The organism is Pseudomonas fluorescens group sp. PF-1, assembly GCF_054481335.1.
The window spans coordinates 1359915-1382853 of sequence record NZ_JBTMNG010000002.1 but is presented as its reverse complement, the minus strand read 5'-3'; the positions used below and the strand labels follow the sequence as shown (position 1 = coordinate 1382853).

Genomic DNA, 22939 nt, shown 5'->3' with positions numbered 1-22939 from the left:
TTTGCTCCGTTGGCCTGTTGGTCCGTGACAACCCCGCCCCGGTCCAATAGATTAGGCGGCCTGAAAAGGCCCCCGTGCTTTCTCGCCTCTATTCAAGTTAAAAGAAGTAGTGAATTTTCAATGTCCGATTCCAACACCGCTGAATCCGTAGTCACCTTGTCGTCCAAAGCGGAATACGAAAACTCCATCAATCTTTCACAACACGTGCCTCAGGCGAAAACCATCAGTGAGATGGTCCTCGACGCGTTTCAATCGAGCCGTGAAAGCGATCAGATCCGCGAACTGCGCGCGGCGATTCGCCAGGCCCACGACAACTTCGACGACGATAAGGCTTACGAGTTGATGGGCGAACTCAAGCAGCTCAAGGACGCCGAAGCGGCCGACATCGCCGCCCTGGAAGACCTGAGCAGCAAGTTCCCGATCAGCCGCATCCTCTCCAGCTTCAAGGACGACCCGGCCTTTCAGGAGATCGTTTACGGGCTGGCATTGAAGGTGCTGAACCAGACGCACCAGGCCATCAGTAACCCGAGCAGCGGCAAGAGCAAGGCGGCGCGAGCCAAGAAGGATGCCGAAGTGTTCACCATCAGCAAGGACGGCATGAGCGTGACCCTGCCGCTGCGCACTCCGCGTTCGCGCTTGAACGTTGACCGTGACGCCCTGGAATTCCTGGGCTTTACCTTCGTCGGCGAAGGCGATGAAGCCGAGTTGGAAAGTGATACGTTCCTGGACAACAGCGGCGCCCCCCAAGCCGTCAACCGCAAGAACATCATCACCGCCCTGCAGCAGCAAACCGCGTTCGACGGCTACAGCATCGCCGCGCAGTAACCCGATACACCCTCGACTTGCCCTGGTGTGAGGGGGCCCCCTCGCCACCGGCAAGTCATCTCGCCACAAGACCCCATAGACTCATTTAAGAGCCCCGCCCCAGCGCGTAATGCTGTTCACTTAAGTGGAGCAGCCTTACGGTCTACTGGAAATCGGGTTTTTGAGATCTTCACCGTCCTTGGCCTCGAAGGCCTTGGACGGTGATCCAGAAACAATCCTCCAATACCTGCCCTTAACTCTGCCAAGCGTCTCCCTGTGGCTGAAATCGGGTTGGCCGCTGCCATCACAATCAATTGCACCGCGATGTACTGACAAGCCGGTTTGAAACGGATGTCCGAGGGCGCTCGGCCAAACGCCACCGCTGCCTGACTGGCTTCCCGACGAATTACGTTGTAAGCCAGCAAAAGTCCCCACACCTCCTGATAAATCAGCTCGACTTTTTTGCTGCGCAAGGTCATGGCGTTCTGTTGCATCGAACTCTTGATGTCTCTGAAGCCCAGCTCGATCTCCCAGCGTTCCTGATAAAGCTTGGCCACGGCTTTGGCGTTGTAGGTGTCAACCGGCAAGGACGTCATGACGGTCTTCACCTTGCCTTGAATTTCATAGCTGACTTCACGTACCTCCCAGTGCGATGGAAGGGCCGGATTTCGCTTTCTGGCCTGCGGCGAGACTTTCATGCGCACCAAACGATCATGCTGGCTGTAGCGGCTCACTTCTTCGCAGACCAGTCCTTTTTTTGCCGGGATCAACCAGTGACGGTTGCTACCCGCGCTGCTCAGACTCGACAGCAGCTCGGCGCCCCAGAACCCTTTGTCGAACAGCGTCACCGAGTGGTCGGGAATCTGCTGCAAAAACTCGTCGGCCAAGCGCATTTCACTGCGTCGGTAAGGGCTCAATTGCGCATCCAGGATCACATGCGAACGCACATTCATCAGCGCCACAAGGCGCAGCATGGGAAACGGTGTCTGGCGCTCACTCGGAGTATTTCCCGACCCGAAGTGGTCCCGAAGCTCGGGCGTATCCGGGGTGCGTAAAAGTGCACCGTCCACCGCGAATACCTGCAGGTCGTGCCAGGCATCATCGTCGTAGCGCTCTGCCCCCCATTGAGTACCGGTCTTGCGAAACAGCCACTCAACAGGATCGGCACCGAGCCGCTTTCGCGCCTCGGTCACACCGCTGCGGGCCAACAAGTGGTCAGAAGCCAGACCTTGGGCGCAGATATTCAGGCGTCTGGCCACTTCGTGAACGGGCTCATCTCGAAATAGCGCCATCCCCAAGACCAACCAAAGCACTTGATCAGCGGGCAGACGACGCCGGCGAATGGTCGCCTGACTCGACAAATCCAGTGCAGACGCTATCCATTCAAGGGGAATGTTTTGAGTAAAAGTGCTCAGGTCGCAGAAGTTGAAAAGGTCGCCGAGGTCGAGCAGGTCCTGTTGAACAGACATAAAAAATCCGATGCCAGAGGTCTGGCATCGGATTTTCGATGAAGCCCGGTTGGGACTCAAATGCTTAAGTGAACAGCATTACGAACCAGTCGGGGCTTTTTATTGCCCGTGATTCCTCGCAATCCGCGATTACTCTTCCAGTATCGACGCCAGAACCACCTTCCCTTAACCCCTTGAGCACCACGGGTCCGCCTGCGGGGGAGCGTCAACTCACTTTCCAGCCCAAGACCTCAGTGGTGCGATTGCTGAGGTCATCATGAACACGACGCCCTTGTATCGTCAGCTAGCCAACCACTACCTGGACGCCATCCGCAGCGGCACCCTGAAAACCGGTGAACGATTTCCCTCGATTCGGCTGATGATGGAAAAGCATGCCGTCAGCCTGTCGACCGCGGTGCAGGTGTGCCGCGAGCTGGAGGACCACGGAGTGCTGGAAGCGCGGCCACGCTCCGGCAACTACATCCGCCAGCCCGACACACCGGTCAAACCCGCCCCCGCCGCCCCGCCGCCGCTCCTGGACACCGGGGTCTACGTCGGCATTCACGAACAGGTGTCCTCGGTGCTCAAGGCCAGCCAGCGGGCGACGATCAAGGTCAATTTCGCCAGTGCCTACTGCGCACCGCAGCTGTACCCGCTCAAGACCCTGCAAGACAACATGATCAAGGCGCTGCGCCACGATCAGCATTTGCTCGATGCCGCCGGCTCGACCTGCGGCAACAGCGCGTTGCGCAACATACTGGCCCGTCGGGCGCTGACCACCAAGACCCATCTGACAGCCGATCGCATCGTGATCACCAACGGCGCCACCGAAGCGATCAACCTGGCATTGCGCGCGGTGACCCGGCCCGGCGACGCCGTGGCCGTGGAATCGCCGACGTTTTACGGCCTGCTGCAAATTCTCGAAAGCCTGAACCTGCGCGTACTGGAAGTCCCGGCCACGCCCCACAGCGGGATCAATCTTCTGGCCCTCGAACAACTGCTGCAAGGTCCGGAACGGATCAAGGCGCTGATCGTCATTCCCAACCTGCACAACCCGCTGGGCAGCATCATGCCGGATGCCAACAAGGCGCGGCTGGTTCAGTTGTGCACCGAACACAACACCGTGCTGATCGAGGACGACACCTACGGCGATCTGGTGGACACCGAGCAGCCGTTATCCACGCTCAAACACTGGGACCGCACCGGCAACCTGATCTATTGCGCTTCGCTGAACAAAACCCTGGCGCCGGGCATACGCCTGGGCTGGATCAGCGCGGGGAAATGGCACGACCGCGTGGAGATGCTCAAACACACCCAATCCCGTGGGTGCGAGGCGTTGTCGCAACTGGCGGTCAGTGCGTTCATGGGGACACCGTCCTACGAGCGTTACCTGCGTCGCTTGCGCAAAACCCTGACGCAACAGCGCCTGCAAATGAGCGCAGCGATCACCCGCTACTTTCCCCAGGGCACCGACGTGACCCACCCGCAGGGCGGTACCTTGCTGTGGGTGGAACTGCCGCGCGAGCACTCGGCCATGGCGTTTTTCCATGAGGCGCTGAAGGTCGGCATCCAGATTTCCCCTGGGGATATCTTTTCCAATGCCAAGCGTTTCAATCACTTTGTGCGCATTGGCTGCGGAACGCCGTATTCGCCAAAAATCGACGAGGCACTGCAAACTTTGGGGCGCATCCTCAAGGACCGTGGCTAGCCCACAGGGGATCTTCAAGACTCATGCACGACCACCATCAACTGTGGGAGCTGGCCTGCCAGCGATGGCGGACTATCAGACACATCCATGGTGAATGTGCCGCCGCCATCGCGAGCAGGCTCGCTCACACAGGGGAATTTCAGTGAGCGAAGGATTCGTGCACGACCACCATCAACTGTGGGAGCTGGCTTGCCAGCGATGGCGGACTATCAGACACATCCATGGTGAATGTGACGCCGCCATCGCGAGCAGGCTCGCTCCCACAGGGGAATTTCAGTGAGCGAAGGATTCATGCACGACCACCATCAACTGTGGGAGCTGGCTTGCCAGCGATGGCGGACTATCAGACACATCCATGGTGAATGTGCCGCCGCCATCGCGAGCAGGGTCGCTCCCACAGGTTTGGGTGTTCTTCAGGTCGGGGATTGGTGCAGGCTGATGATGTGCGGATCGTCGTTCCAGTGCGGGAAGCGTTCGGCGATCAGGGGGTCGTGACCGGGAATCACGTGGTCTTCGCTGTCGGCCAGGCGGTCGATTTCGCTGAAGGCCTCAAGGGTCTGCGCCAGGTCGTCAAGGATCGGGAACGGGCTGCGCTCACGGATGTTGACCCACAAATGCGCGGCATCCGAGGCCAGCACGATCCAGCCGCGTTCGGTATTGACCCGCACCACCTGACTGCCGGGTGTATGCCCACCCACCGGGTGCAGCGTCACACCGGGCATCACCTCGACCGTACCGCCGTGCAAGCGCATCCGCCCTTCGAACAACGGCGGCAGCGCCGACATCACATCGTCGACCTCGTAGGTTTTATTCACGGTGCGATGAGCCATTTTCGGTCCGGTGCAGAAGCGCAGCTCCGCTTCCTGCAGATGCACCGTGGCCTTGGGAAACAGCCCGAGATTGCCGGCGTGGTCCCAGTGCAGATGCGTCAGGATCAGGTGCTCGACCTGCGCCGGATCGATGTCCAGTTGCCGCAGGGATTCCTCCGGCAGGCGGTACATCTGACGATGGCGCCGATCCGCCGTGGCCGGTTGAAAACAGGTGTCGACCACGATCACTTGTTGCTCGTTGCGGATGACCCAGAAGTAATAATCCAACGGCATCGGCGCATTGGGATCACCGCAGCAGGCGTCGTAAAGGAAATTCTCCCGTGCGGTGCGCTGGGCATTGGCGCCGACACGGATGGCGAACACTTCGTACACAGGAACTGACATGGGCGCCTCCGGGTTCAGGCCGCTGCGGTGGTGTTGAGGGTCGGACGAAAATCGAAATCGATCTGCTCGCTGATGCCCAGATCCTGCGCCAGACGATGCAGGCCGCTGTAGTCGCGCATGATGGTGGCGTTCTTGTTGCTCTCGCGGGTGTCGGCAATGATCAGCGCGGCGTCTTCGACCCCAAGCTGCGTCAGAATCGCCTCCCACATCGAGTAGTCCTGGGCGATAAAGGCACTCAGCGCCTGCGACAAGGTGCGTGCGAAAAATGCCTGCTGAGGCGCCTGCATGTTGGCGTACATCACCTTGGCCACTTCGGCCAGCACCTTGCTGTGGGCGTACTCATCGCGGTTGTGCTGTTCGGCCACGCGGCGGTTTTGCGGCTGGATGGTCTGGTCGTCCGCCAGAAGATCCAGATAGGCGTTGACGCTGATCTCGGCCACCACCGCAAAGGTGATCGACGCCAGATCCTTCTGCCATTGCTCGGCCAGCGATTCACGCAGGGCCAGCAGGCGCAGGTAGGTGACGGACGGCGGCAAGTCCAGATCCTGATCCAGTGCCCGGTCGACCTTGGTGCGCTCGATGGCCCGCAGGTGCATCAGCGTGTGGTAGTGCTCATCGATCAGGGTTTGCTGCATCGCCTCGCGAAAATGCCAGTCGTCCTTGCCCAGGTACTGGTTGGCAATGACGCTCAGCGCCGGATTCACGACGTGCTCTTCGGCGGTGACGGTGCGCAGGTTGTAGCCGATCCAGCCCCAGGTCACCACGCTGCTCTTGAGCGTTTCGCTCAAGGCCTGGAATTTGGGGTGATGGAAAAACGGCACCATGCGCTCGGGGTAATCCGGGCGCGCCGGGTCGAACACTTCATCGACCGACCACTTGTCCGGCGAGCAGACGGTGGCGCGCCGGGTCCAGGCCTGATTGAGCCGCACGATCAGTTGATGATCGACCTTGGCGATCTCGATTGCTGTTTGCATGACGCGATACCTGTAAGACGCGTACCCACCAGGGGTACGCCAAAAGAATGAAGGGCGACGGAAAAATCAGGCCAGCCAATAGCGGGTCAGGTGGCGCGCCGGGTCAGTGTAACGACTGCGGGCGTGGATCATTCGCCAGTTGTCCCAAATCAGCATGCAGCCATCGGGAATCAGCACCGGGATGTTGTGCTCGACGAAATACGCCTCGCCGAGCGTGGCAAACCTGGCCAGTGGCGAGCGGCTGTTGGCGACCTGGGATTGCTGCAAGGCTTCCTTGGAAGGATTCACGTCGCCGTAGTGAAACTGGTTGTAACTGAAGCGGAAAATGTCGCCGTCCTCTGTCGGCGTCAGGATGTACTCCTTGACCCGGCTTTGCGCGGGTTCGCCGGGTTTGGCAGTCGCGACAAACTCCACCGGCGTGTCGTCCAGCCACTCGCGCAGTTCCGGCTCGGTGCGCTCCAGGGACTTCAGGAATTCGTAACCGTCCACCAAGCCGGTATGCCCGCCACCGCAAGTCGCCTGATGGTGACAATGCAGGGCCAGGTAACGCGGTGGCGGCCCGTATACCGGCGCTTCGGTATGGGGGCCGATGCCGTTCATGCTCTGGGAGTACGGCAAGTCTTCGTAGCCCGGTTTGCGGGTAATGGCAAAGGCCGTTTGCCCGTTGAACTGCGGAATGATCGGACCGAACTCATGCAATGTGCCTGTCACGTCATGGGCGAATTCGCCGGGGGTCAGGACAGTCCAGCCACGGGTCGACAATTCTTCATGGCGATGATCGAGTGAGACGTAAGGTTTGGACGCAACAATCCCTTGATTTGGCATGGTGAAATTCCTGGCGGTTGATCAGGCGTTTACGGTTGAGGTGTAGGCAGCAATGAATTGGCGACAGGCATCACCCGGTCGATAGTGCTGCTCATCGATGCTCTGTACGGGGGTGATTTCGGCGGCGGTGCCTGTAAGAAAACACTCATCGAAGTCGCCCAGTTGCGTCGGCAGAATCGTCGCTTCGACCACCTGATAATCCAGGGCCGTGGCCAGCTCGATCACGGTCTGCCGGGTAATGCCGTTGAGGAAGCAGTCGGGCACCGGCGTGTACAGCGTCCGGCCTTTGACGAAGAACACGTTGGCACTGGTGGCTTCAGCGACGTGGCCGCGCCAGTCGAGCATCAAGGCGTCGTGGTAACCGTTGTTTTCCGCGTCGTGCTTGCTCAGTGTGGCGATCTGGTAATGCCCGGACGCCTTGGCCTCGAAAGGACTGCTGCTCGGCGGTGGACGTCGCCAGGTGGCGGTCTTCAACCGGATACCGGCCATGCGCGCCGCCGGATCGAAATAGCTCGGCCATTGCCAGCAAGCGATGGCCACATGCACGCGATTGAAGCGCGCCGAGGTGGAAATCATCTCGCTGCCGCGCCAGGCCACCGGTCGCAGGTAACCGTCGCTGACGTTGTTGCGTTGCAGCAGTTCGTGGCTGGCCGCTTCCAGTTCGGCCAGTTCAAACGGGATCGCAAAATCCATCCATTGCGCCGACCGATACAGACGCTCGCTGTGTTCGCGCAGCTTGAAGATCTTGCCGTTGTAGACGCGCTCCCCTTCATACACCGTGCTGGCGTAATGCAAGCCGTGGCTGAGTACGTGCAGGCGCGCCTGGGACCACTCGACGAACTCGCCGTCGAGCCAGATCCATCCTTCGCGTTGATCAAACGGGATACCGCTCATGTCCTTGTCTCCCCAGTGTTCAAGATTCGTCCTACGCCGTTTGCAGCAGGACCGGTATCAATTCGGGCGCTGACTCAAGCAACCGCTCAGGCTCGTTCTGAAAGAAAAACCTTCGCTCGCCAAAGGCCGGTTGCAAGTCATCGAACCAGGTCACCTGCGGATCGAAGCGCGCGTAAAAGGTGCGCAGCACCCATTGCGGATCGCGGGCCTGGAGGAACTGCAGGACAAAGACTTTTTCCCCGGCGACAGTCTCGATGCCGTTGATCAACACCTTGCCGTAGAAGGTGCTCATGGACGGCCCGCGCACCGTGCGCGCAAGGCCCGACACCGTGCGGTACGCGGCCTGGAAGATTTCGAACGCCCGTGCCAGCGGCATCGCGAAGTAATGGCTGGGGCCGGTGTCGCGCTCGACGAACATGTAATAAGGCACCGCCCCGAGCCGCACGCCTTCGGTCCACAGCGCCGCCCAATCGGCAGGGTTTTCGTTGATGTGGCGGATCACCGGCGCCTGCATGCGCAGGGTCGCGCCCGTGGAGCGGATGCGTTCGACAGCCTGACGGGCAATGTCCTGGCGAATTTCCACCGGGTGGTTGTAGTGCCCCATGATCGACAGGTTTTTCCCGGCCGCGACGATCCGCTTGAACAGCGCCAGCAGCTGAGGCGCGTCCTTGTCAGTGACGAATCGTTGCGGCCAATAGGCCACCGACTTGGTGCCGATGCGGATGCTCTTCAGGTGGGGCAATTCCAGCAGCGGCTCGATGTACCCGGCCAGGGATCGGCTGTTCATGATCAGCGGGTCGCCGCCGGTGATCAGCACATCGGTAACCTCGGTGTGCACCCGCAGGTAACTCACCAGTTCCTGGGATTCGCGCGCATTGAACTTGAGTTCTTCTTCGCCGATGAACTGCGCCCAACGGAAACAGAAGGTGCAGTACGCATGACAGGTCTGACCGGCACCGGGGAAAAACAGCACGGTCTCGCGGTACTTGTGCTGAATGCCCGGCAGGACTTTTCCGTCGAGGGTGACGCCGTTGTGCGTCAGCTGCCCCGCCGGGTGCGGGTTCATGCGTAGCCAGATCGCCTCGATCCGCCGCTTGATGGCGGCGCTGTCGTCCTGCTCGATCAACTGCTTGAGCGATTGGTACTCGTCTGGCAGCAGCATGTCCTTGTGGGGAAAGGTCATGCGGAAAATCGGATCGTCCGGAATGTTGTTCCAGTCGATCAGTGTTCCCAATACGTATTCGTTGGTACGAAAGGGCATGACCCGGGCCACCACGGTCATGGCTTCCTGCAACGCGGGTGTCAGCTTGTGCCAGTACGGCGTGTCGCGGATGGTGCGTGCGTTATAGGGTTTGTATTTTTCGTGCTCTGACAGTCCTTGCATGGCAGCGCTCCTGTACTGGCGGTGGTTACTGGATGGCGGGCGCTTTGCGCTCTAAGTCCATCCATGCCCGGACGCTGTCGCGGTCCCATTGGCGCTGCACATAGGCCGCGAGGCGCGCCGGGACCGGATCGCCGTTGGCCACCAGTCGGTTGAGCATGATCGCCAGGTCGGTGTCGGCAATGCTCCAGTCGCCGAACAGGTGCTCGGCGCCCTCCTTCAGCAAGCGGTCCGCCACGAAGAACAACCGGTCGACGGCGGCCCGGGCCTCGTCGGACAACGGCGTGTCCTTCCTGCCGAAATACACCAGGTCAAACGGACGCTCCCTGCGCACCACGAGCAGGTCGCTGCGCAACCAGGCCTGCAATTGACGGGCACGGGCGCGTTGCTTGATGTCTTGCGGGTAAATTCTTTTTGAGTCTGGAACGAGTTCTTCCAGATACTCGGCAATGGCTGAAGACTCCGAAAGCGCAAAACCTTCGTGAACTAACACCGGGATTTTGCAAGTCAGCGAAAGATCGCGGTAACTTTCCAGATAGTTGTCACGCGCCTTCAAATCCAGCGTAACCAGCTCAAAAGAAAGTTGCTTTTCCTTTAAAGCCACAAAAGCCGACATGGCAAAAGCACTGACATAGTCCGCACCCAGATACAGCTTTAATTTCGTACTTTCCATAGAACGCTCCCTTGCATCAAACACATTAATCCGTTGCATTTGAAGCGATCGTAGTAAGTTGATTAAGCGCTGAACAGATACAGAAATTATCTGTTTTTATCGATACAGAAATCAGAGCATTTCAATTGTCCGAAGGCATTTTTGAGGTGCGTAAAAATCAAAAAAGGGAGTCAGCGTATGCGGACTCCCTGGTGTGCAGCCGAGAAGAAATTACAGTGGGCGGGGTATCAGGCCAACGTTGGCGGCGTGATTGGACAGCAATGCCATTTGCGGCATGTTGCTGAGGTTGAGCATGGCCAGCGGCTCGGTGGTGCTGGTGTTGACGAAGCCGTGGCAGGTCCAGGCCGGCACCAGCAAGACATCCCCGGGGCCGACGTTTACCTCGTCTGCATCCCCCAGTGACAACGTACCGCTGCCCGACTGGATGATGAACAGATGCCACCAGGCATGGGCATGGCCATTGAGTGTTGAACCGGGCACCAGCCATTGCATGGACACCGCCATGCCGGGCGTCAATTGGCAACCTTCCAGCGTATTATCGTGAGCCAGCGCAACTATATCGACGTCGCTGGCCTCGAGGGTCTGGCGCATATCGCCAAGTTCGGAACATCTCCACACACGAGGTTTGATCGGTTGCCGATCCAGACTCTGACGAAAGTCCTTATATGAAAAAAACGCACCCTGAACGTTATTCATTAGCTGCTTCCAACTTATTCTGCCGAACTGTATTACCCGACCTTAGGCCAACCCTTCAACAGTGTAAAGCCGGTCAACTTCATTTATAACGCCGACGGTCGCAACGCCACGATCATATCCACTTCAATGGCCGCATTTTTTGGCAATTGATAAACACCGACTGTGGTGCGTGTATGTTTCCCGGCGTCACCCAGTACGTGACTGAACACATCCGACGCACCGTTGGCGACTTCACTGAGGTCGACAAAATCGGCCGTGGACTTCACATACACCGTTACCCGAATCAATGATTTGATCTTGTCCAGCGAACCGATGGCATCCACGATCAGCGCCAACCCCCGCATTGCACTGATGCTGGCGGCCGCCTGCGCGTCCGCCATGTCGAGTTCCAGTCCGACCCGCCCCGGGTAGTGGATTTTGCCGTTCATGCGCGGCACCAGACCGCTGATATACAGTTCATCGTGATGACGAATCAGCGGCGCGTAATGCCCGCCTGCGGTGTTTTCGCCGTAGATGTCATAGTCGAATTCCCGTGCCAGAGCGATGAAGCGCTCATCACAGGTCATGTGTGCATTCATTTACCTTTCCCTCTTGATCAATACTGCAAAAATCATCGATCGCCGCGGCTTGATCCACGACTCAACCCACAGCCCTTGCCGATGCGGCCAGGCTGGTGATCCCGACACTTGATTCAATGGCCTCGGCCAGACGCAACAGGTCCACGCTGAGGTCCTCGTATCGCTCGTTGAACAACACGATGTGGCCGATGAACGAAAAATTGTCTTTCACCAGTGCACTGACCGAATCACCGATGCGCTTGGTCAGCACCGCTTCCACCAGCTCGATGTTCAGCGAACGGGCCAGCGACGTGATGTCCGGTACATCCCGCAGGATGCCGCCGGTGTTCGCTCGCAACAGGCGTATGCCGCAGTAGCCGCGCGGCACCGGATCGTGGTTGACGACCTGGCCTTCCACGGCCCAGCGGACCCAGCGCTCCCACGGGTCGAAGTCGATGAACGCCTTACGTGCCAGGTCCCAGATGTGCATGCCACCGGGACGCATGTTGGTTTCCACCGCCGAGGTACGGTGATTGGCCCTGTGGAACACTTCGTTGTGCCAGGCCCCGTTGTCCTGCGATACCAACCCGGCCATGTGTCGGCCGGCGGCCATCAGCCGCGCCTGTGCGTCCTCTGCCAAAGGGGCGGGCACCACTTGCTGGATTTCGGCGCGGTAGGCGCCATCGGTGGTGGTTTTCTCGGTGATCCAGGTGCTTCCGGCGACATAGTCCCAGCTGTATTCCCGGGCGTTCTGGATCAACTCTTCGAGTACGATGCCCCCCTCGCGATAGGGCTTGAGCGCCTGCCAGGCCTCGTCGCACTCGGACGGGTGCCGAATGACCCGGCAGCCGCGGCTGGCACCTTCGCAGGCAGGCTTGATGAACGCCTTGCCGCCCATTTCGATCACGCGCTGGCGCAGTTCCGCAAGGCTCTCGATCCGGGTGGAAAGGATCGGCCGGTAATCCTCGGGCGCCTCTGTGGCCGTCGCTTCGAGCTGACGGAAAATCTGTTTGTCGAGCCCCGCCCGCGCCTCGGCCGGGGTGATACCGGGCAGGCCGAAATGGCTGGCCAGCGCCGCACCGAGCAGCACACCGCGATCCGAAAACGGCAGCACCCCGATCAGCTTCCAGCGATCGGCATCAAGGCAACCGACCACCAGTTCGAGAGAGGCCGGAACGTCTTTCTCGGCCAGCGATGTACTGCAAACATGATCAGCGACCTGATCGTCCTGGGGCTGGATCTGCTCGACCAGCAGGATGAGCCGCGCGTTGTACAGCGACTTGCACAAATCGCGCAGCTTCTGGACATCGTGAACCCGGCTGCCGTTGTACCCCACCACTACTACACATGAAGTCGTATTCATAAAATCCCCGACTTGCAAAATGAAAACCGAAACGGCGATGACTCAGTCGTGCAGCGACGCGATCGATTTACGGTTGAGCCAATACCAGACCAGAATCCCGCCAGCGCCGATGGCCGCCAGCACCAGCGCGTTATAGGGCGGCGGCATGACCCGCATGATCAACACGGTCAACCCGGCGCCGACGCCCAGGGACACTTCCTTGACGAACATGTTGTTCTGCTTGACCGAGAAGTAATCGAGGTGACTGAACGCGCACTCGGCGATGGACAGCAGCGCCACCCAGACCAGCGCGCCGACCAGGGTTTCGACGTGGAACGCCGCCGGTGAAGACAGCACCGCAAAACCGCCGACGATGATGGCGATCACTGTCAGCACCTTGAAGCGCCCGGTGCGCTCGATCAGTTTCATGACCGGCACTTGCGCGAAAACCACCACGGCGCTGTTGAGGATCAGCATCAGGCCGTACCAGGCCGGCAGTTCGCCGGTCTTGAGCAGGATCGCTTGCGGCAGGATCGAGAACACGCCAAACAGCTTGATGCCCATGATGACGCCGGCGATGACCCACGGCAGTTTGTTGCCCCAGCCGCTGCCTTCCTGGCCGGCGGGACGGGCAACCACGGGATCGCAGGTGAAGGTCGCCCCCATGGCGATGGGCAGGCACAGCAGGACAAAACCGGCCGCGCCGAGGAAAAACAGGGAGGGGGTCAGCAATGGCGAGAGCAGGATCAGACCTGCCACCAGGCTGCCCATGTTCATGGCGACGCGGTTGTAGGCCGCGCCTTCCTTGGTCTGTGCCGCTTCGCTCTTGATCAGGTAACCGGCAATCGCGATGCCGTAGGCAAACAGCGCCGCGGCAAACATGACAACGCCCTGGTTGTGGGTGACGGCCAACAGCACCAGGCCGGCGGCAGCGCTCAGCAGCGTGACACTCAGGGAACGGCGACCGAGGACCAGCAACGTCAACGGCAGCAGCAACAACAAGGCCCGATACCCCAGGGCCAGAATGCTGTTGGTGGCGGTATCGAGCCAGACGTTGGCCTTGCCCAACACCGCGAACAACGCCACGGCCGTGATGATTCGAATGGTGAACAAGCGCAGGTTGATCACCGGTTTCGCCACGACGGCGGTTGTTTCTAAACTCATGCGGCACCTCATGAACCTGGCGACTGAACGACTGGCAACAGGTCGATAATCCGAAAACTTTCCAAAGTGATAGTAAAAAGAGATGCCTGTCTTGATCAGAGCAAGTTCGTATAGAATCAAACGAACTTTACTGCCGGAGAGACCAGTAAAATGCAGGCTCAGCGAGCAGTGATCGCCGCTATCGAGTTCCAGCCAGGTGTGCCGCTGGTCCAGCAGATCGTCGATCAACTCACGGTGGCGATCAGCCAGGGCGGCCTGCCCCACGGCTCCAGGCTGCCGCCGATTCGCGAACTCTCCGACTTGATGCATGTGGGCAAGTCCACGGTGGTCGACGCCCTGGACCGCTTGCGGGCCAAGGGCCTGGTGGTTTCCCGCCAGGGTTCGGGGCATTACGTGCACCGCTCCAGCACTACGCTGCCAGCCAACGCCGGGCCGGACCTGCTCCCGCAAGACACCCTCAGCGTCGTCCGCCGCGCCGTGCTGCTGGACAATGGTGCGCTGCGCCCAGGGGCCGGTTTTCTGCCGTCCTCGTGGTTGCCTGCCGAAGAATTGCTCAAAGCCGTGCGCGGAACGCTTCGCGCGACCACCTTGCGCATGGGCGAATACGGCAACGCCAGCGGTTACCTGCCTCTGCGCCAGGCCTTGCGGGTCAAGATGTCGACCTTGGGCATCGAGGCGCCGGTGCAGCAGATCATCACCACCGCCAACACCGTACAAGCCATCGACATGCTGATGCGCCTGCTGGTCAAACCCGGCGACACGGTGCTGCTCGATGACCCGTGTTACTTCACGATGCACACCAATCTGGCCTGGCATGGCGTCAAGGTCATTACCATCCGCCGCGAGTGCGACGGCATGGACCTGGACGCGTTCGAGCAATTGCTGATCACCCATCGTCCCGTGCTCTACATGACCAACAATGCCCTGCACAACCCGACCGGGCATTCGTTCACCTCGGCGCAGGTTTACCGCTTGGTGGAGCTGAGCCATCGCTACAACTTCCACATCCTCGAAGACGACTTGTACTGCGACATGCAGCAACGTCGAACGCCGCGCCTGGCCGCGAGCGGGCTGGACAATGTCTCTTACGTCTCCGGGTTTTCCAAAACCCTGACCGCCAATAGCCGCGTCAGCTTCGCCGTGCTGTCACCGCAACTGGCGGCGCGGATGGTGACGTTGAAAATGGCCTGCGGTGGCATGACCTCGGAAATGGCCGAGCAGATTATCTGCACCATGCTCAGCGACGGCAGCTACGCCAAACACATGCGCCGCACGGTGGACCGGCTCTATGAGTCGAACAGCCGGGTGGCGGCGTGGCTGGGCGAAGCCGGGTGTTCGGTGTCATCGCTGCCAGGGGAAGGGTTGTACATCTGGACCCGATTGCCAGAAGGATTCAAAGCCGAGTGCCTGGCCAGAAAGGGTCTGGAAATCGACCTGGTACTGGCACCGGGAACCTTGCTCAGCAAATCGCAGGATGCCAATCAGTTTCTAAGATTCAACGTGGCGCACAGTGATCACGTGCAGGTGCGGGAGCGGTTTTTCCGGTTGCTGGACAAGCCGCAAAAATAACTGACTGTCTTCGATCCTGTGGGAGCGGGCTTGCCCGCGAAGAGGGCGTCACATTCAGCATCAATGTCGCCAGACCCACCGCCATCGCGGGCAAGCCCGCTCCCACAGGGGTTTCGCTGTGCAATGAGATCCCCGGCCAGCAGATCGCCACGCCTGGGCCTCACACTTCTTGCAGGACATGAGCAAGGCCATCATCGATGACGTGGTGAAGGTGCTCGATGCACCGTGTAACAACCGCGCATAAATGAAAAAGCCCCGCGATTCTTTTGAATGTGGGGCTTTTAAGCCGCTAAACGTCGTCATTACAGGACGAGCGATGCAGCCGCTTTGATGCAAGCTGGGCTCAGGAAAACATCGCGCGCTGCTCAGCTTCGTAATGCCGGGTTTGAAAAGGCATGAGGATTTGGGCTTTCAGGCCAAGACCCTCACTCAATCCCCAAGAGACAGCGAGCTCATCACGACGTCGACGCAGTGGTGTGACGGTTCTTGGGGTCACGGGTTGTCCGCAAGTCCAATGTGCAACAAGTTCGAGGGCATTGAGGGTTTCTGACACGCGGAGATCGGATACACACGTAAAGCGAGTGAATCGCTCTAGCAGATACCCGGCACGCCGAACCTCAACCTCGTCAGTGTGACAACTCAAAAAAGCGACTAACTCGCCCTCCAGATCTGAGTTGGAATACCAGACAGCCTTGGCGGCACTCACGAGCGCGGCGTCGTCAGCTTGATTCAAAGGTCTTTTTACCAGCGTGTCCAAAGCGGATGTGAGGACGTGGCCGTCAAGGGGCTTCGTCATCAGTGCTCTCCAGGTAATCGTGCAAAATATTCGTAAGAACGGAGATGGGTGGTTCCTTATTGCCAACATATACATCAATCGCCTGTAACGCGAGCCGGCGGAATTCGCGGGTCAATATGAAACCAGCCCTGAGAAGTGCCTTGATATCACCGATGTCCTGATCGGTCGCTCTGCCCAGCTTGGAGATGGCAATGTCGACAGGCGCGGCGATATGCCCCAACGCAGTATCCGTATTAACGCAGGGGGTGATTACCTCTGGCAGTTCCATCGTAGATCCTCTGGGATGCTTGTAATAACGGCATCCCGAGGCTAGACAGACGACTTCCGACCCTCAACCTGAAAACTCCGTGGGAAAATTCAGGTAAATCCTTAAGTTTTTTCGCCTGCCAAATCGCCCCATCCAAGCGAGCCTGCTCGCAATAGCGACACCAGAAAAGCACCCAACAAAAAGCCCCGCTCTTCTCTCGAAGGCGGGGCTTTTCAATCCAGCATCTAAACCTTACGGCGCGTACGTCAGCAACAGCTCGGTCGGCACTTTGAAGTCCAGGGACATCATCACGCTCAACGCGGTAATGGTGAAGATCGAGAACACGAACAGCTTGCGTGCCCAGACCGTGTCATCCACTGCCTTGTAGCCGGTCCAGGCCATGTACAGCCAGTACATGCCCATGGCCGCGGCGACGGCGAGGTAGCTCATGCCGGCGTAACCGCTGAAGGTCAACATCAAGGTCGCCACGAGGAAGGCCAGGATGTAGATCAGGATGTGCTTCTTGGCCACTTCGATTCCGCGCTTCACAGGCAGCACCGGGATGGAGGCGGCCAGGTAATCGTTGAAGCGGAAGATCGCGATGGCGTAGGAATGCGGCATCTGCCACAGGCTGAACATCACCAGCAGGGTCAGCGCGGCCATGTCGAAGGTGTTGCTCACCGCGACGTAACCGATCACCGGCGGCATGGCGCCCGACAGGCTGCCCACGAGCGTGCCGTGAACCGACTTGCGCTTGAGGTACAGGCTGTAGAAGCCGACGTAGATGACGAAACCGATCACCGCGAACAGCGCGGCCAACGGGTTGGCCACCTTGTACAACAGCGCAACGCCGGCGACGCCCAGGACGGTCGCGTAGACCAGGGCCAGTTTCAGGGAGATCAGGCCCTGGACCAGCACCCGGTTCTTGGTGCGCTCCATCTTCAGGTCGATGTCGCGGTCGATGCAGTTGTTGAACACGCAACCGGAGGCGACCACCAGGGACGTGCCGATCATGGCGGCCAGGAAAATGGCCAGATCGACATGCCCTTTGGAGGCCAGGAAAAATCCGCCTGCCACAGAAAGCACGTTACCGAAAATGATCCCCGGTTTGGTGATTTGGATAAAGTGCTTAAAGGACATCCGGACTTACCTCACTTCGCCATCATGAACGTGTGGATGCTGAACATGATCCACAGCGACAGGCCAACCAGCAGGACGATCACGATCGCGGCGAAAACAAACGCAATCACGTTGTTACGCTGCGCGGCCGAACGGTCCAGGTGCAGGAAGTACACCAGGTGCACCAGCACCTGAATGATCGCGAACGCCAGTACGATCCACAGGGTGATCGACTTCGGCAGCGACGGGTACATCACCAGGCCGAATGGAATCGCGGTCAGGATCACCGACAGGATAAAGCCGACGACGTAGGACTTGACGCTGCCGTGACCGGCGTCGTCGTGACCATTGTGAGAATGAGCTGCGTTAGCCATTTACATAGTCCCCATCAGATAAACAACCGTGAACACGCAGATCCACACCACGTCCAGGAAGTGCCAGAACAGGCTCAGGCAGCTCAGGCGAGTCTTGTTGGTCGCCGTCAGGCCGTGCTTGTTGACCTGGTACATCATGATCGCCATCCAGATCAGACCGCTGGTCACGTGCAGACCGTGGGTGCCGACCAGGGTGAAGAACCCGGACAGGAAGCCCGAACGGCTAGGGCCGTAGCCCTCGGAGATCAACATGTGGAACTCGTTGATCTCCATGCCGATGAAGCCGGCACCGAACAGGAAGGTCATGGCCAGCCAGCCCAGGACCTGCTTCTTGTTGCCACGGAAGAACGCCAGCATGGCGAAGCCGTAGGTGATCGAACTGAACAGCAGCAGAGCGGTTTCGCCCAGTACGTAAGGCAGTTCGAAAATGTCGTGGCCCGACGGGCCACCCGCTACGTTATTAACCAGAACCGCGTACACCGCGAAGATCGACGCAAACAGAATGCAGTCGGTCATCAGGTAGAGCCAGAAACCGTATACGGTCATCTCGCCCGAGTCGTGGTGGTGGTCATCGTGCCCATGGTCACCATGGGCGTGTCCAACATTGGTCACTAAATTCGACATGGTTTAAGCCTGTTCCAACGAGGTTTCAACACGGGTGGCGGTGGCCGGGATTTTCCCTGCCGCTACCAGACGCTTGTGCTGCTCGGCTTCGATGCGCTCGATCACGTCGACCGGCACCATATAGCCTTGATCATCACGGGCCGCGTGGATCGCGAAGTAGATCACGGTGCCAGCGAAGCTGGCGATGGCCAGCCACCAGATGTGCCAGATCATGGCGAAGCCGAACACGGTCAACAGAGCGCCCATGACCACACCGGTGGCGGTGTTGTTTGGCATGTGGATCGGTTCGTACTTGGCCGGAGCCTTGTACGCGGTACCGTTTTCCTTGGCTTCGGTGAACGGGTCGATGCAGTCAGCCTTAGGCAGCACAGCGAAGTTGTAGAACGGAGGTGGCGACGAGGTCGACCATTCCAGAGTGTGGCCATTCCACGGGTCACCGTGCTCGCACTTGTTCTCTGGCTTGTTGCGGTCACGCACACTGACGTACAGCTGGATCAGTTGGCAGGCGATACCGAACGCGATCATCACCGCACCGAACATGGCGACGTACAGGTACGGCACCCACTCAGGGTTGGTGGTGGCGTTCAGACGACGGGTCATGCCCATGAAGCCCAGCGCGTAGAGCGGCATGAACGCGACGAAGAAGCCGCTGATCCAGAACCAGAACGCTGCCTTGCCCCAACCTTCGTGCAGCTTGAAGCCGAACGCTTTCGGGAAGTAGAAGCCGAAACCAGCGATGTAACCGAATACCGCACCGCCGATGATCACGTTGTGGAAGTGCGCGATCACGAACAGGCTGTTGTGCAGAACGAAGTCAGCACCCGGGATGGCCAGCAGAACACCGGTCATGCCGCCGATGGCGAAGGTCACCATGAAGCCCAGGGTCCACAGCACCTGGCTGGTGAAGCGCAGACGGCCCTGGTAGATGGTGAACAGCCAGTTGAACAGTTTCACACCCGTCGGGATGGAAATCAGCATCGTCGCCAGACCGAAGAAGGCGTTGACGCTGGCCCCGGAGCCCATGGTGAAGAAGTGGTGCAGCCAAACCATGAAGCCCAGTACCGAGATCGCGCCCGAGGCGTAGATCATCGAGTGGTGGCCGAACAGTTTCTTGCCGGTGAAGGCGGAGATGACTTCCGAGAAAATGCCGAATGCCGGCAGGATCAGGATGTACACCTCAGGGTGACCCCAGGCCCAGAACAGGTTGACGTACATCATCGGATTGCCACCAAGTTCATTGGTGAAAATGTGGAAATCCATGTAACGGTCAAGCGTCAGCAGTGCCAGGGTAGCGGTCAGGATCGGGAACGAAGCCACGATCAGGACGTTGGCCCAGGTGCAGGTCCAGGTGAAGATCGGCATGTCCATCAGCTTCATGCCAGGGGTACGCATTTTCAGCACGGTGGCCAGGAAGTTGACCCCCGTCAGCGTCGTACCCAGGCCCGATAGCTGTAGCGCCCAGATGTAGTAATCCATCCCCACGCCAGGGCTGTATTGCAGGCCCGACAGCGGCGGATAGGCAACCCAACCGGTCTTGGCGAATTCGCCGACACCCAGGGACAGGTTGATCAGCACAACGCCGGACACCAGCAGCCAGAAGCTCAGGGAGTTCAGGAACGGGAAGGCAACGTCACGCGCGCCGATCTGCAGCGGCACTGCAAGGTTCATCAGGCCGGTGAAGAATGGCATCGCCATGAAGATGATCATGATCACACCGTGAGCGGTGAAGATCTGGTCATAGTGTTCAGGTGGCAGGTAGCCAGGCGAACCCTCGGTGGCCATGGCCAACTGGGTACGCATCATGATGGCGTCGGCAAAGCCGCGCAGCAGCATGACCATGGCGACGACGATGTACATCACGCCGATTTTCTTGTGGTCGACCGACGTCAGCCACTCGGTCCACAGGTAGGTCCACTTCTTGAAGTAGGTGATTGCAGCGAACAGTGCCAGACCACCCAGCGCGATCATGGCGATGGTCACCATCACGATCGGCTCGTGGAACGGGACCGCTTCCCAACTTAATTTACCAAACATCGTTTACTCCTCTGCCCCGGCAGCTGAATGCGAGTTCATGTCCGTAGCGGCGACTTCTTTCTCTTTCTTCTCGTGGTTCAGTTTCGGACCTGGTTTCATGCCTTCGTACTTGTCGACGATGGTCTGGAACAGGTTCGGCGTGACCGAGGAGTAGAGCTCGACTGGGTTGTTCTGGCTTGGCTTGGAAAGGGCAGCGTATTCAGCTTGTTCAAGCTGTTTAGGTGCCTTCTTGACTTCGCTGACCCAGGCGTCGAAATCTTCCTGTGTCGTGGCGATTGCCTTGAATTTCATACCGGTGAAACCGGCACCGCTGTAGTTGGCCGAGATGCCTTCCATTTCAGCGTTGCGGTCGGCGATCAGGTGCAGCTTGGTCTGCATGCCCGCCATCGCGTAGATCTGGCCGCCCAGGCCCGGGATGAAGAACGAGTTCATCACAGCGTCGGAGGTGATCCGGAAGTTAACTGGCGTGTGCGCCGGGAACACGATCTTGTTGACCGTGGCAATGCCTTGTTCCGGGTAGATGAACAGCCACTTCCAGTCCAGCGCGACCACTTCGATGGTCACCGGCTTCACGTCGGATTGAATCGGACGGTATGGATCCAGCTCGTGAGTCGTCTTGTAGGTGATGTAACCCAGGGCAAGGATGATCAGAATCGGAACAGTCCACACCGTGATCTCGATCTTGGTGGAGTGGTTCCATTTCGGCGTGTAAGTGGCGTTAGTGTTGGACGCGCGATATTTCCAGGCGAACAGGAACGTCATCACGATGACCGGGACCACGACCAACAGCATCAGCAGCGTTGCGGTGATGATCAGGTTTCGCTGCTCCAGGCCAACCTGGCCCGTGGGATTGAGCAAGGTCATGTTGCAGCCTCCCAGCAACAACGTGCCGAGCAGCGGCACTAGGCCTAGTAATCTGGGGTACCTGTTTTTACTCATCTCACGACCTCTAAAGCTGCTTGCGCAATGCAGTTGGGTTTTGATCGCCAACACTTCACCCTGCCAAGGGTTGGCATTTTTCTTGGATTGAATAAGGGCTGGCCCGTCGTGCGTCAGACGCGTTTCGACAAATCCTGAGCTAGCGTTGAGTTCTTATTCGAATTCGTGGTCAAAGGCCTTGTTACAGACCAATTCCATTTGGTGCGGATAATTGGAGGCACCGACACCAGGGGGTCGCATGAAGCCACCCGGCCTCTCGACACCCGGTTTCTGCTCATGCTCCTGAGTCAGGGCGAGCGGAGTCGGGAATTCAGTGCGGGCGATTGTAGATATGTAGCGTTTTATAAACCATGTCTCATCCCGAAATAATTTTTATCCAAACCGGCAACAATACCGACCGGTTTTCGTAAAAGTGGCGCATTTTATCGAAATTAATTCTCAACAAAAACACCAAAAATTGTAGGTCTACCACCCGCGATTCAGACAGTATCCGGGCAACTCCAGGCGCCACCGACCTGCCCCAAACCCCGATATGACAAGGGCTCTGGCAAATTGCCAGAGCCTGTTAAAACTGCCTGCTCCAGCCGGATTCGGGCAAAATGGCCACCCCGAAAAGCAGGCCAATTTCCTTGCGTAACGACGTACCAATCCGCCGTCCCGGGCGCCGCTGCGACACCCCTGATGTGACAACATGTCGCACACGTGTCACACCCTTCATTGCCACACATCACGCTCTTTTCACCGAGCCGCTGAAACGCATTTCTCAAGACAAAAAAAGCCCCGGTCCTCTCATCGAGGACCGGGGCTTTTTCAGGTTCCTCAGCGCAGGGCTTTGCGGTTTCGCACCGTGAGCAGCGGCACCAGCACGACGACCAGCACGAAGGCCACCAGCGCCCATTGCGCCAGGGACAACCCGAGGATCGGCGGGTATGGCGTAGAGCAGAAGCCATCCACCTGGAAACCCAGCGGGAAGATCTTCGCCAGCGGCAAACCGTCCACGATCGGTTGCAGCACATCGATGCCGCAACTCACCGCCGGATAAAACTGCGTGTAGACGTGATGCCCGGCCACCCCGACGCCTGCCAGCGCGCAGATCACCACTAGGGTTTCAAATAACGTGATGCTGCGACGGGTACGCATCGCGGCGCCGATGAAGGCAAACAGCGCGATCAACAGCAAGGCATAACGTTGCAGGATGCACAGCGGGCAAGGGGCCTCGCCCAGTACGATTTGCATGTACAGCGCGCCGCCGATCAACGCCAGGCAGATAATGCCCAGCAACACCAGAAAGCGCCGCTCACGGCCCAACCGCATTGTTTCCTCGCTCATCGCGTTTCCCTTCAAGGTATCGATTGCCCGCCAGTCTACACGCCTGGTGCGTGTCGGGGGATGTCGGGGGAATAGACGATAAGCGGGTTAAGAAGGGATTAACTTTCGGTCTTTTTTCCATTCGGGACCGAGGTGCAGCCATCGCGGGCAAGCCGCGCTCCCACAGGGTTCCTGTCGATCCCAAGAAGCGCGAACGACATCAAACGTGTGGGAGCGCGGCTTGCCCGC

The 22939-nt window shown here is 59.0% G+C and carries 22 protein-coding genes and 1 pseudogene; 4 read left to right on the top strand and 19 right to left on the bottom strand.

Annotation, left to right across the window (positions count from 1 at the left end):
- Positions 1 to 120: 120 nt before the first annotated feature.
- Positions 121 to 825 carry a hypothetical protein gene (locus tag ACX3YD_RS20970; protein WP_047537981.1) on the top strand — a complete coding sequence of 235 codons (705 nt, stop codon included), beginning with the start codon at positions 121 to 123 and terminating at the stop codon, positions 823 to 825.
- A 116-nt stretch (positions 826 to 941) separates the two neighbouring features.
- Here ACX3YD_RS20970 and ACX3YD_RS20965 read toward each other — a convergent pair whose 3' ends face one another.
- The gene (locus ACX3YD_RS20965; RefSeq protein ID WP_458959044.1) at positions 942 to 2273 is read right to left on the bottom strand and encodes an IS4 family transposase; all 1332 of its coding nucleotides are present in this window, start codon (positions 2271 to 2273) and stop codon (positions 942 to 944) included.
- A 256-nt stretch (positions 2274 to 2529) separates the two neighbouring features.
- On the opposite strand from ACX3YD_RS20965, the gene ACX3YD_RS20960 reads away from it, so the two are divergent.
- On the top strand, positions 2530 to 3960 hold the full coding sequence (locus tag ACX3YD_RS20960; RefSeq protein WP_458960895.1) for an aminotransferase-like domain-containing protein: 1431 nt from the start codon (positions 2530 to 2532) through the stop codon (positions 3958 to 3960).
- Between the two features lie 413 nt (positions 3961 to 4373).
- Here ACX3YD_RS20960 and ACX3YD_RS20955 read toward each other — a convergent pair whose 3' ends face one another.
- From ACX3YD_RS20955 to ACX3YD_RS20910, 10 genes are all read right to left on the bottom strand, one after another.
- Positions 4374 to 5174 (bottom strand): N-acyl homoserine lactonase family protein, encoded by an 801-nt coding sequence (locus ACX3YD_RS20955; RefSeq protein WP_090467253.1) that lies wholly within the window; start codon positions 5172 to 5174, stop codon positions 4374 to 4376.
- A 14-nt stretch (positions 5175 to 5188) separates the two neighbouring features.
- On the bottom strand, positions 5189 to 6148 hold the full coding sequence (locus ACX3YD_RS20950) for a diiron oxygenase (protein WP_458960894.1): 960 nt from the start codon (positions 6146 to 6148) through the stop codon (positions 5189 to 5191).
- 66 nt (positions 6149 to 6214) lie between these two features.
- Positions 6215 to 6973 (bottom strand): TauD/TfdA family dioxygenase, encoded by a 759-nt coding sequence (locus ACX3YD_RS20945; protein ID WP_458960893.1) that lies wholly within the window; start codon positions 6971 to 6973, stop codon positions 6215 to 6217.
- A gap of 21 nt (positions 6974 to 6994) precedes the next feature.
- Positions 6995 to 7867 (bottom strand): branched-chain amino acid aminotransferase, encoded by an 873-nt coding sequence (locus ACX3YD_RS20940; RefSeq protein ID WP_458960892.1) that lies wholly within the window; start codon positions 7865 to 7867, stop codon positions 6995 to 6997.
- Between the two features lie 31 nt (positions 7868 to 7898).
- Positions 7899 to 9251 (bottom strand): KamA family radical SAM protein, encoded by a 1353-nt coding sequence (locus tag ACX3YD_RS20935; RefSeq protein ID WP_103405264.1) that lies wholly within the window; start codon positions 9249 to 9251, stop codon positions 7899 to 7901.
- 25 nt (positions 9252 to 9276) lie between these two features.
- A complete protein-coding gene (gene yfcF / locus ACX3YD_RS20930) occupies positions 9277 to 9921 on the bottom strand; it encodes a glutathione transferase (RefSeq protein ID WP_458962068.1) in 645 nt (214 codons plus the stop codon).
- A gap of 210 nt (positions 9922 to 10131) precedes the next feature.
- Positions 10132 to 10617, bottom strand: a complete 486-nt coding sequence (locus ACX3YD_RS20925; RefSeq protein ID WP_103405262.1) for a cupin domain-containing protein — start codon at positions 10615 to 10617, stop codon at positions 10132 to 10134.
- Positions 10618 to 10700: 83 nt separating this feature from the next.
- A complete protein-coding gene (locus tag ACX3YD_RS20920) occupies positions 10701 to 11195 on the bottom strand; it encodes a RidA family protein (RefSeq protein WP_103405261.1) in 495 nt (164 codons plus the stop codon).
- A gap of 61 nt (positions 11196 to 11256) precedes the next feature.
- On the bottom strand, positions 11257 to 12537 hold the full coding sequence (locus ACX3YD_RS20915) for an ATP-grasp domain-containing protein (protein ID WP_458960891.1): 1281 nt from the start codon (positions 12535 to 12537) through the stop codon (positions 11257 to 11259).
- Positions 12538 to 12579: 42 nt separating this feature from the next.
- Entirely contained in the window at positions 12580 to 13680 is a 1101-nt protein-coding gene (locus tag ACX3YD_RS20910; protein ID WP_458960890.1) for a hypothetical protein, read from the bottom strand.
- A 150-nt stretch (positions 13681 to 13830) separates the two neighbouring features.
- Between ACX3YD_RS20910 and ACX3YD_RS20905 the strand changes: the two genes are divergently transcribed.
- Both ACX3YD_RS20905 and ACX3YD_RS20900 read left to right on the top strand, forming a co-directional pair.
- Positions 13831 to 15249 carry an aminotransferase-like domain-containing protein gene (locus ACX3YD_RS20905; protein WP_103405258.1) on the top strand — a complete coding sequence of 473 codons (1419 nt, stop codon included), beginning with the start codon at positions 13831 to 13833 and terminating at the stop codon, positions 15247 to 15249.
- Between the two features lie 133 nt (positions 15250 to 15382).
- Positions 15383 to 15493, top strand: a pseudogene (locus tag ACX3YD_RS20900) (DUF3077 domain-containing protein); the annotation flags it as partial.
- A 99-nt stretch (positions 15494 to 15592) separates the two neighbouring features.
- Here the strand turns inward: ACX3YD_RS20900 and ACX3YD_RS20895 are convergent.
- The 8 genes from ACX3YD_RS20895 to ACX3YD_RS20860 all read right to left on the bottom strand — a co-directional run bounded on the left by ACX3YD_RS20895 (position 15593) and on the right by ACX3YD_RS20860 (position 22711).
- Entirely contained in the window at positions 15593 to 16045 is a 453-nt protein-coding gene (locus ACX3YD_RS20895) for a hypothetical protein (protein ID WP_103405257.1), read from the bottom strand.
- On the bottom strand, positions 16029 to 16313 hold the full coding sequence (locus ACX3YD_RS20890) for a hypothetical protein (protein ID WP_458960889.1): 285 nt from the start codon (positions 16311 to 16313) through the stop codon (positions 16029 to 16031). Before ACX3YD_RS20890 ends, ACX3YD_RS20895 begins: the two co-directional genes overlap by 17 nt.
- Positions 16314 to 16544: 231 nt before the next feature.
- Positions 16545 to 17432 (bottom strand): heme o synthase, encoded by an 888-nt coding sequence (gene cyoE / locus ACX3YD_RS20885; protein ID WP_047537940.1) that lies wholly within the window; start codon positions 17430 to 17432, stop codon positions 16545 to 16547.
- 11 nt (positions 17433 to 17443) lie between these two features.
- Positions 17444 to 17785 carry a cytochrome o ubiquinol oxidase subunit IV gene (gene cyoD / locus ACX3YD_RS20880; protein ID WP_103405256.1) on the bottom strand — a complete coding sequence of 114 codons (342 nt, stop codon included), beginning with the start codon at positions 17783 to 17785 and terminating at the stop codon, positions 17444 to 17446.
- The gene (locus tag ACX3YD_RS20875; protein WP_047537935.1) at positions 17786 to 18409 is read right to left on the bottom strand and encodes a cytochrome o ubiquinol oxidase subunit III; all 624 of its coding nucleotides are present in this window, start codon (positions 18407 to 18409) and stop codon (positions 17786 to 17788) included.
- Between the two features lie 3 nt (positions 18410 to 18412).
- Positions 18413 to 20443: a cytochrome o ubiquinol oxidase subunit I gene (gene cyoB, locus ACX3YD_RS20870; protein WP_103405255.1), complete on the bottom strand. Its 2031-nt coding sequence runs from the start codon at positions 20441 to 20443 to the stop codon at positions 18413 to 18415.
- Positions 20444 to 20446: 3 nt separating this feature from the next.
- Complete coding sequence (gene cyoA / locus ACX3YD_RS20865; protein ID WP_047537929.1) at positions 20447 to 21382, bottom strand: ubiquinol oxidase subunit II; 936 nt, start codon at positions 21380 to 21382, stop codon at positions 20447 to 20449.
- 819 nt (positions 21383 to 22201) lie between these two features.
- Entirely contained in the window at positions 22202 to 22711 is a 510-nt protein-coding gene (locus ACX3YD_RS20860; RefSeq protein ID WP_103405254.1) for a disulfide bond formation protein B, read from the bottom strand.
- Positions 22712 to 22939 lie beyond the last annotated feature (228 nt).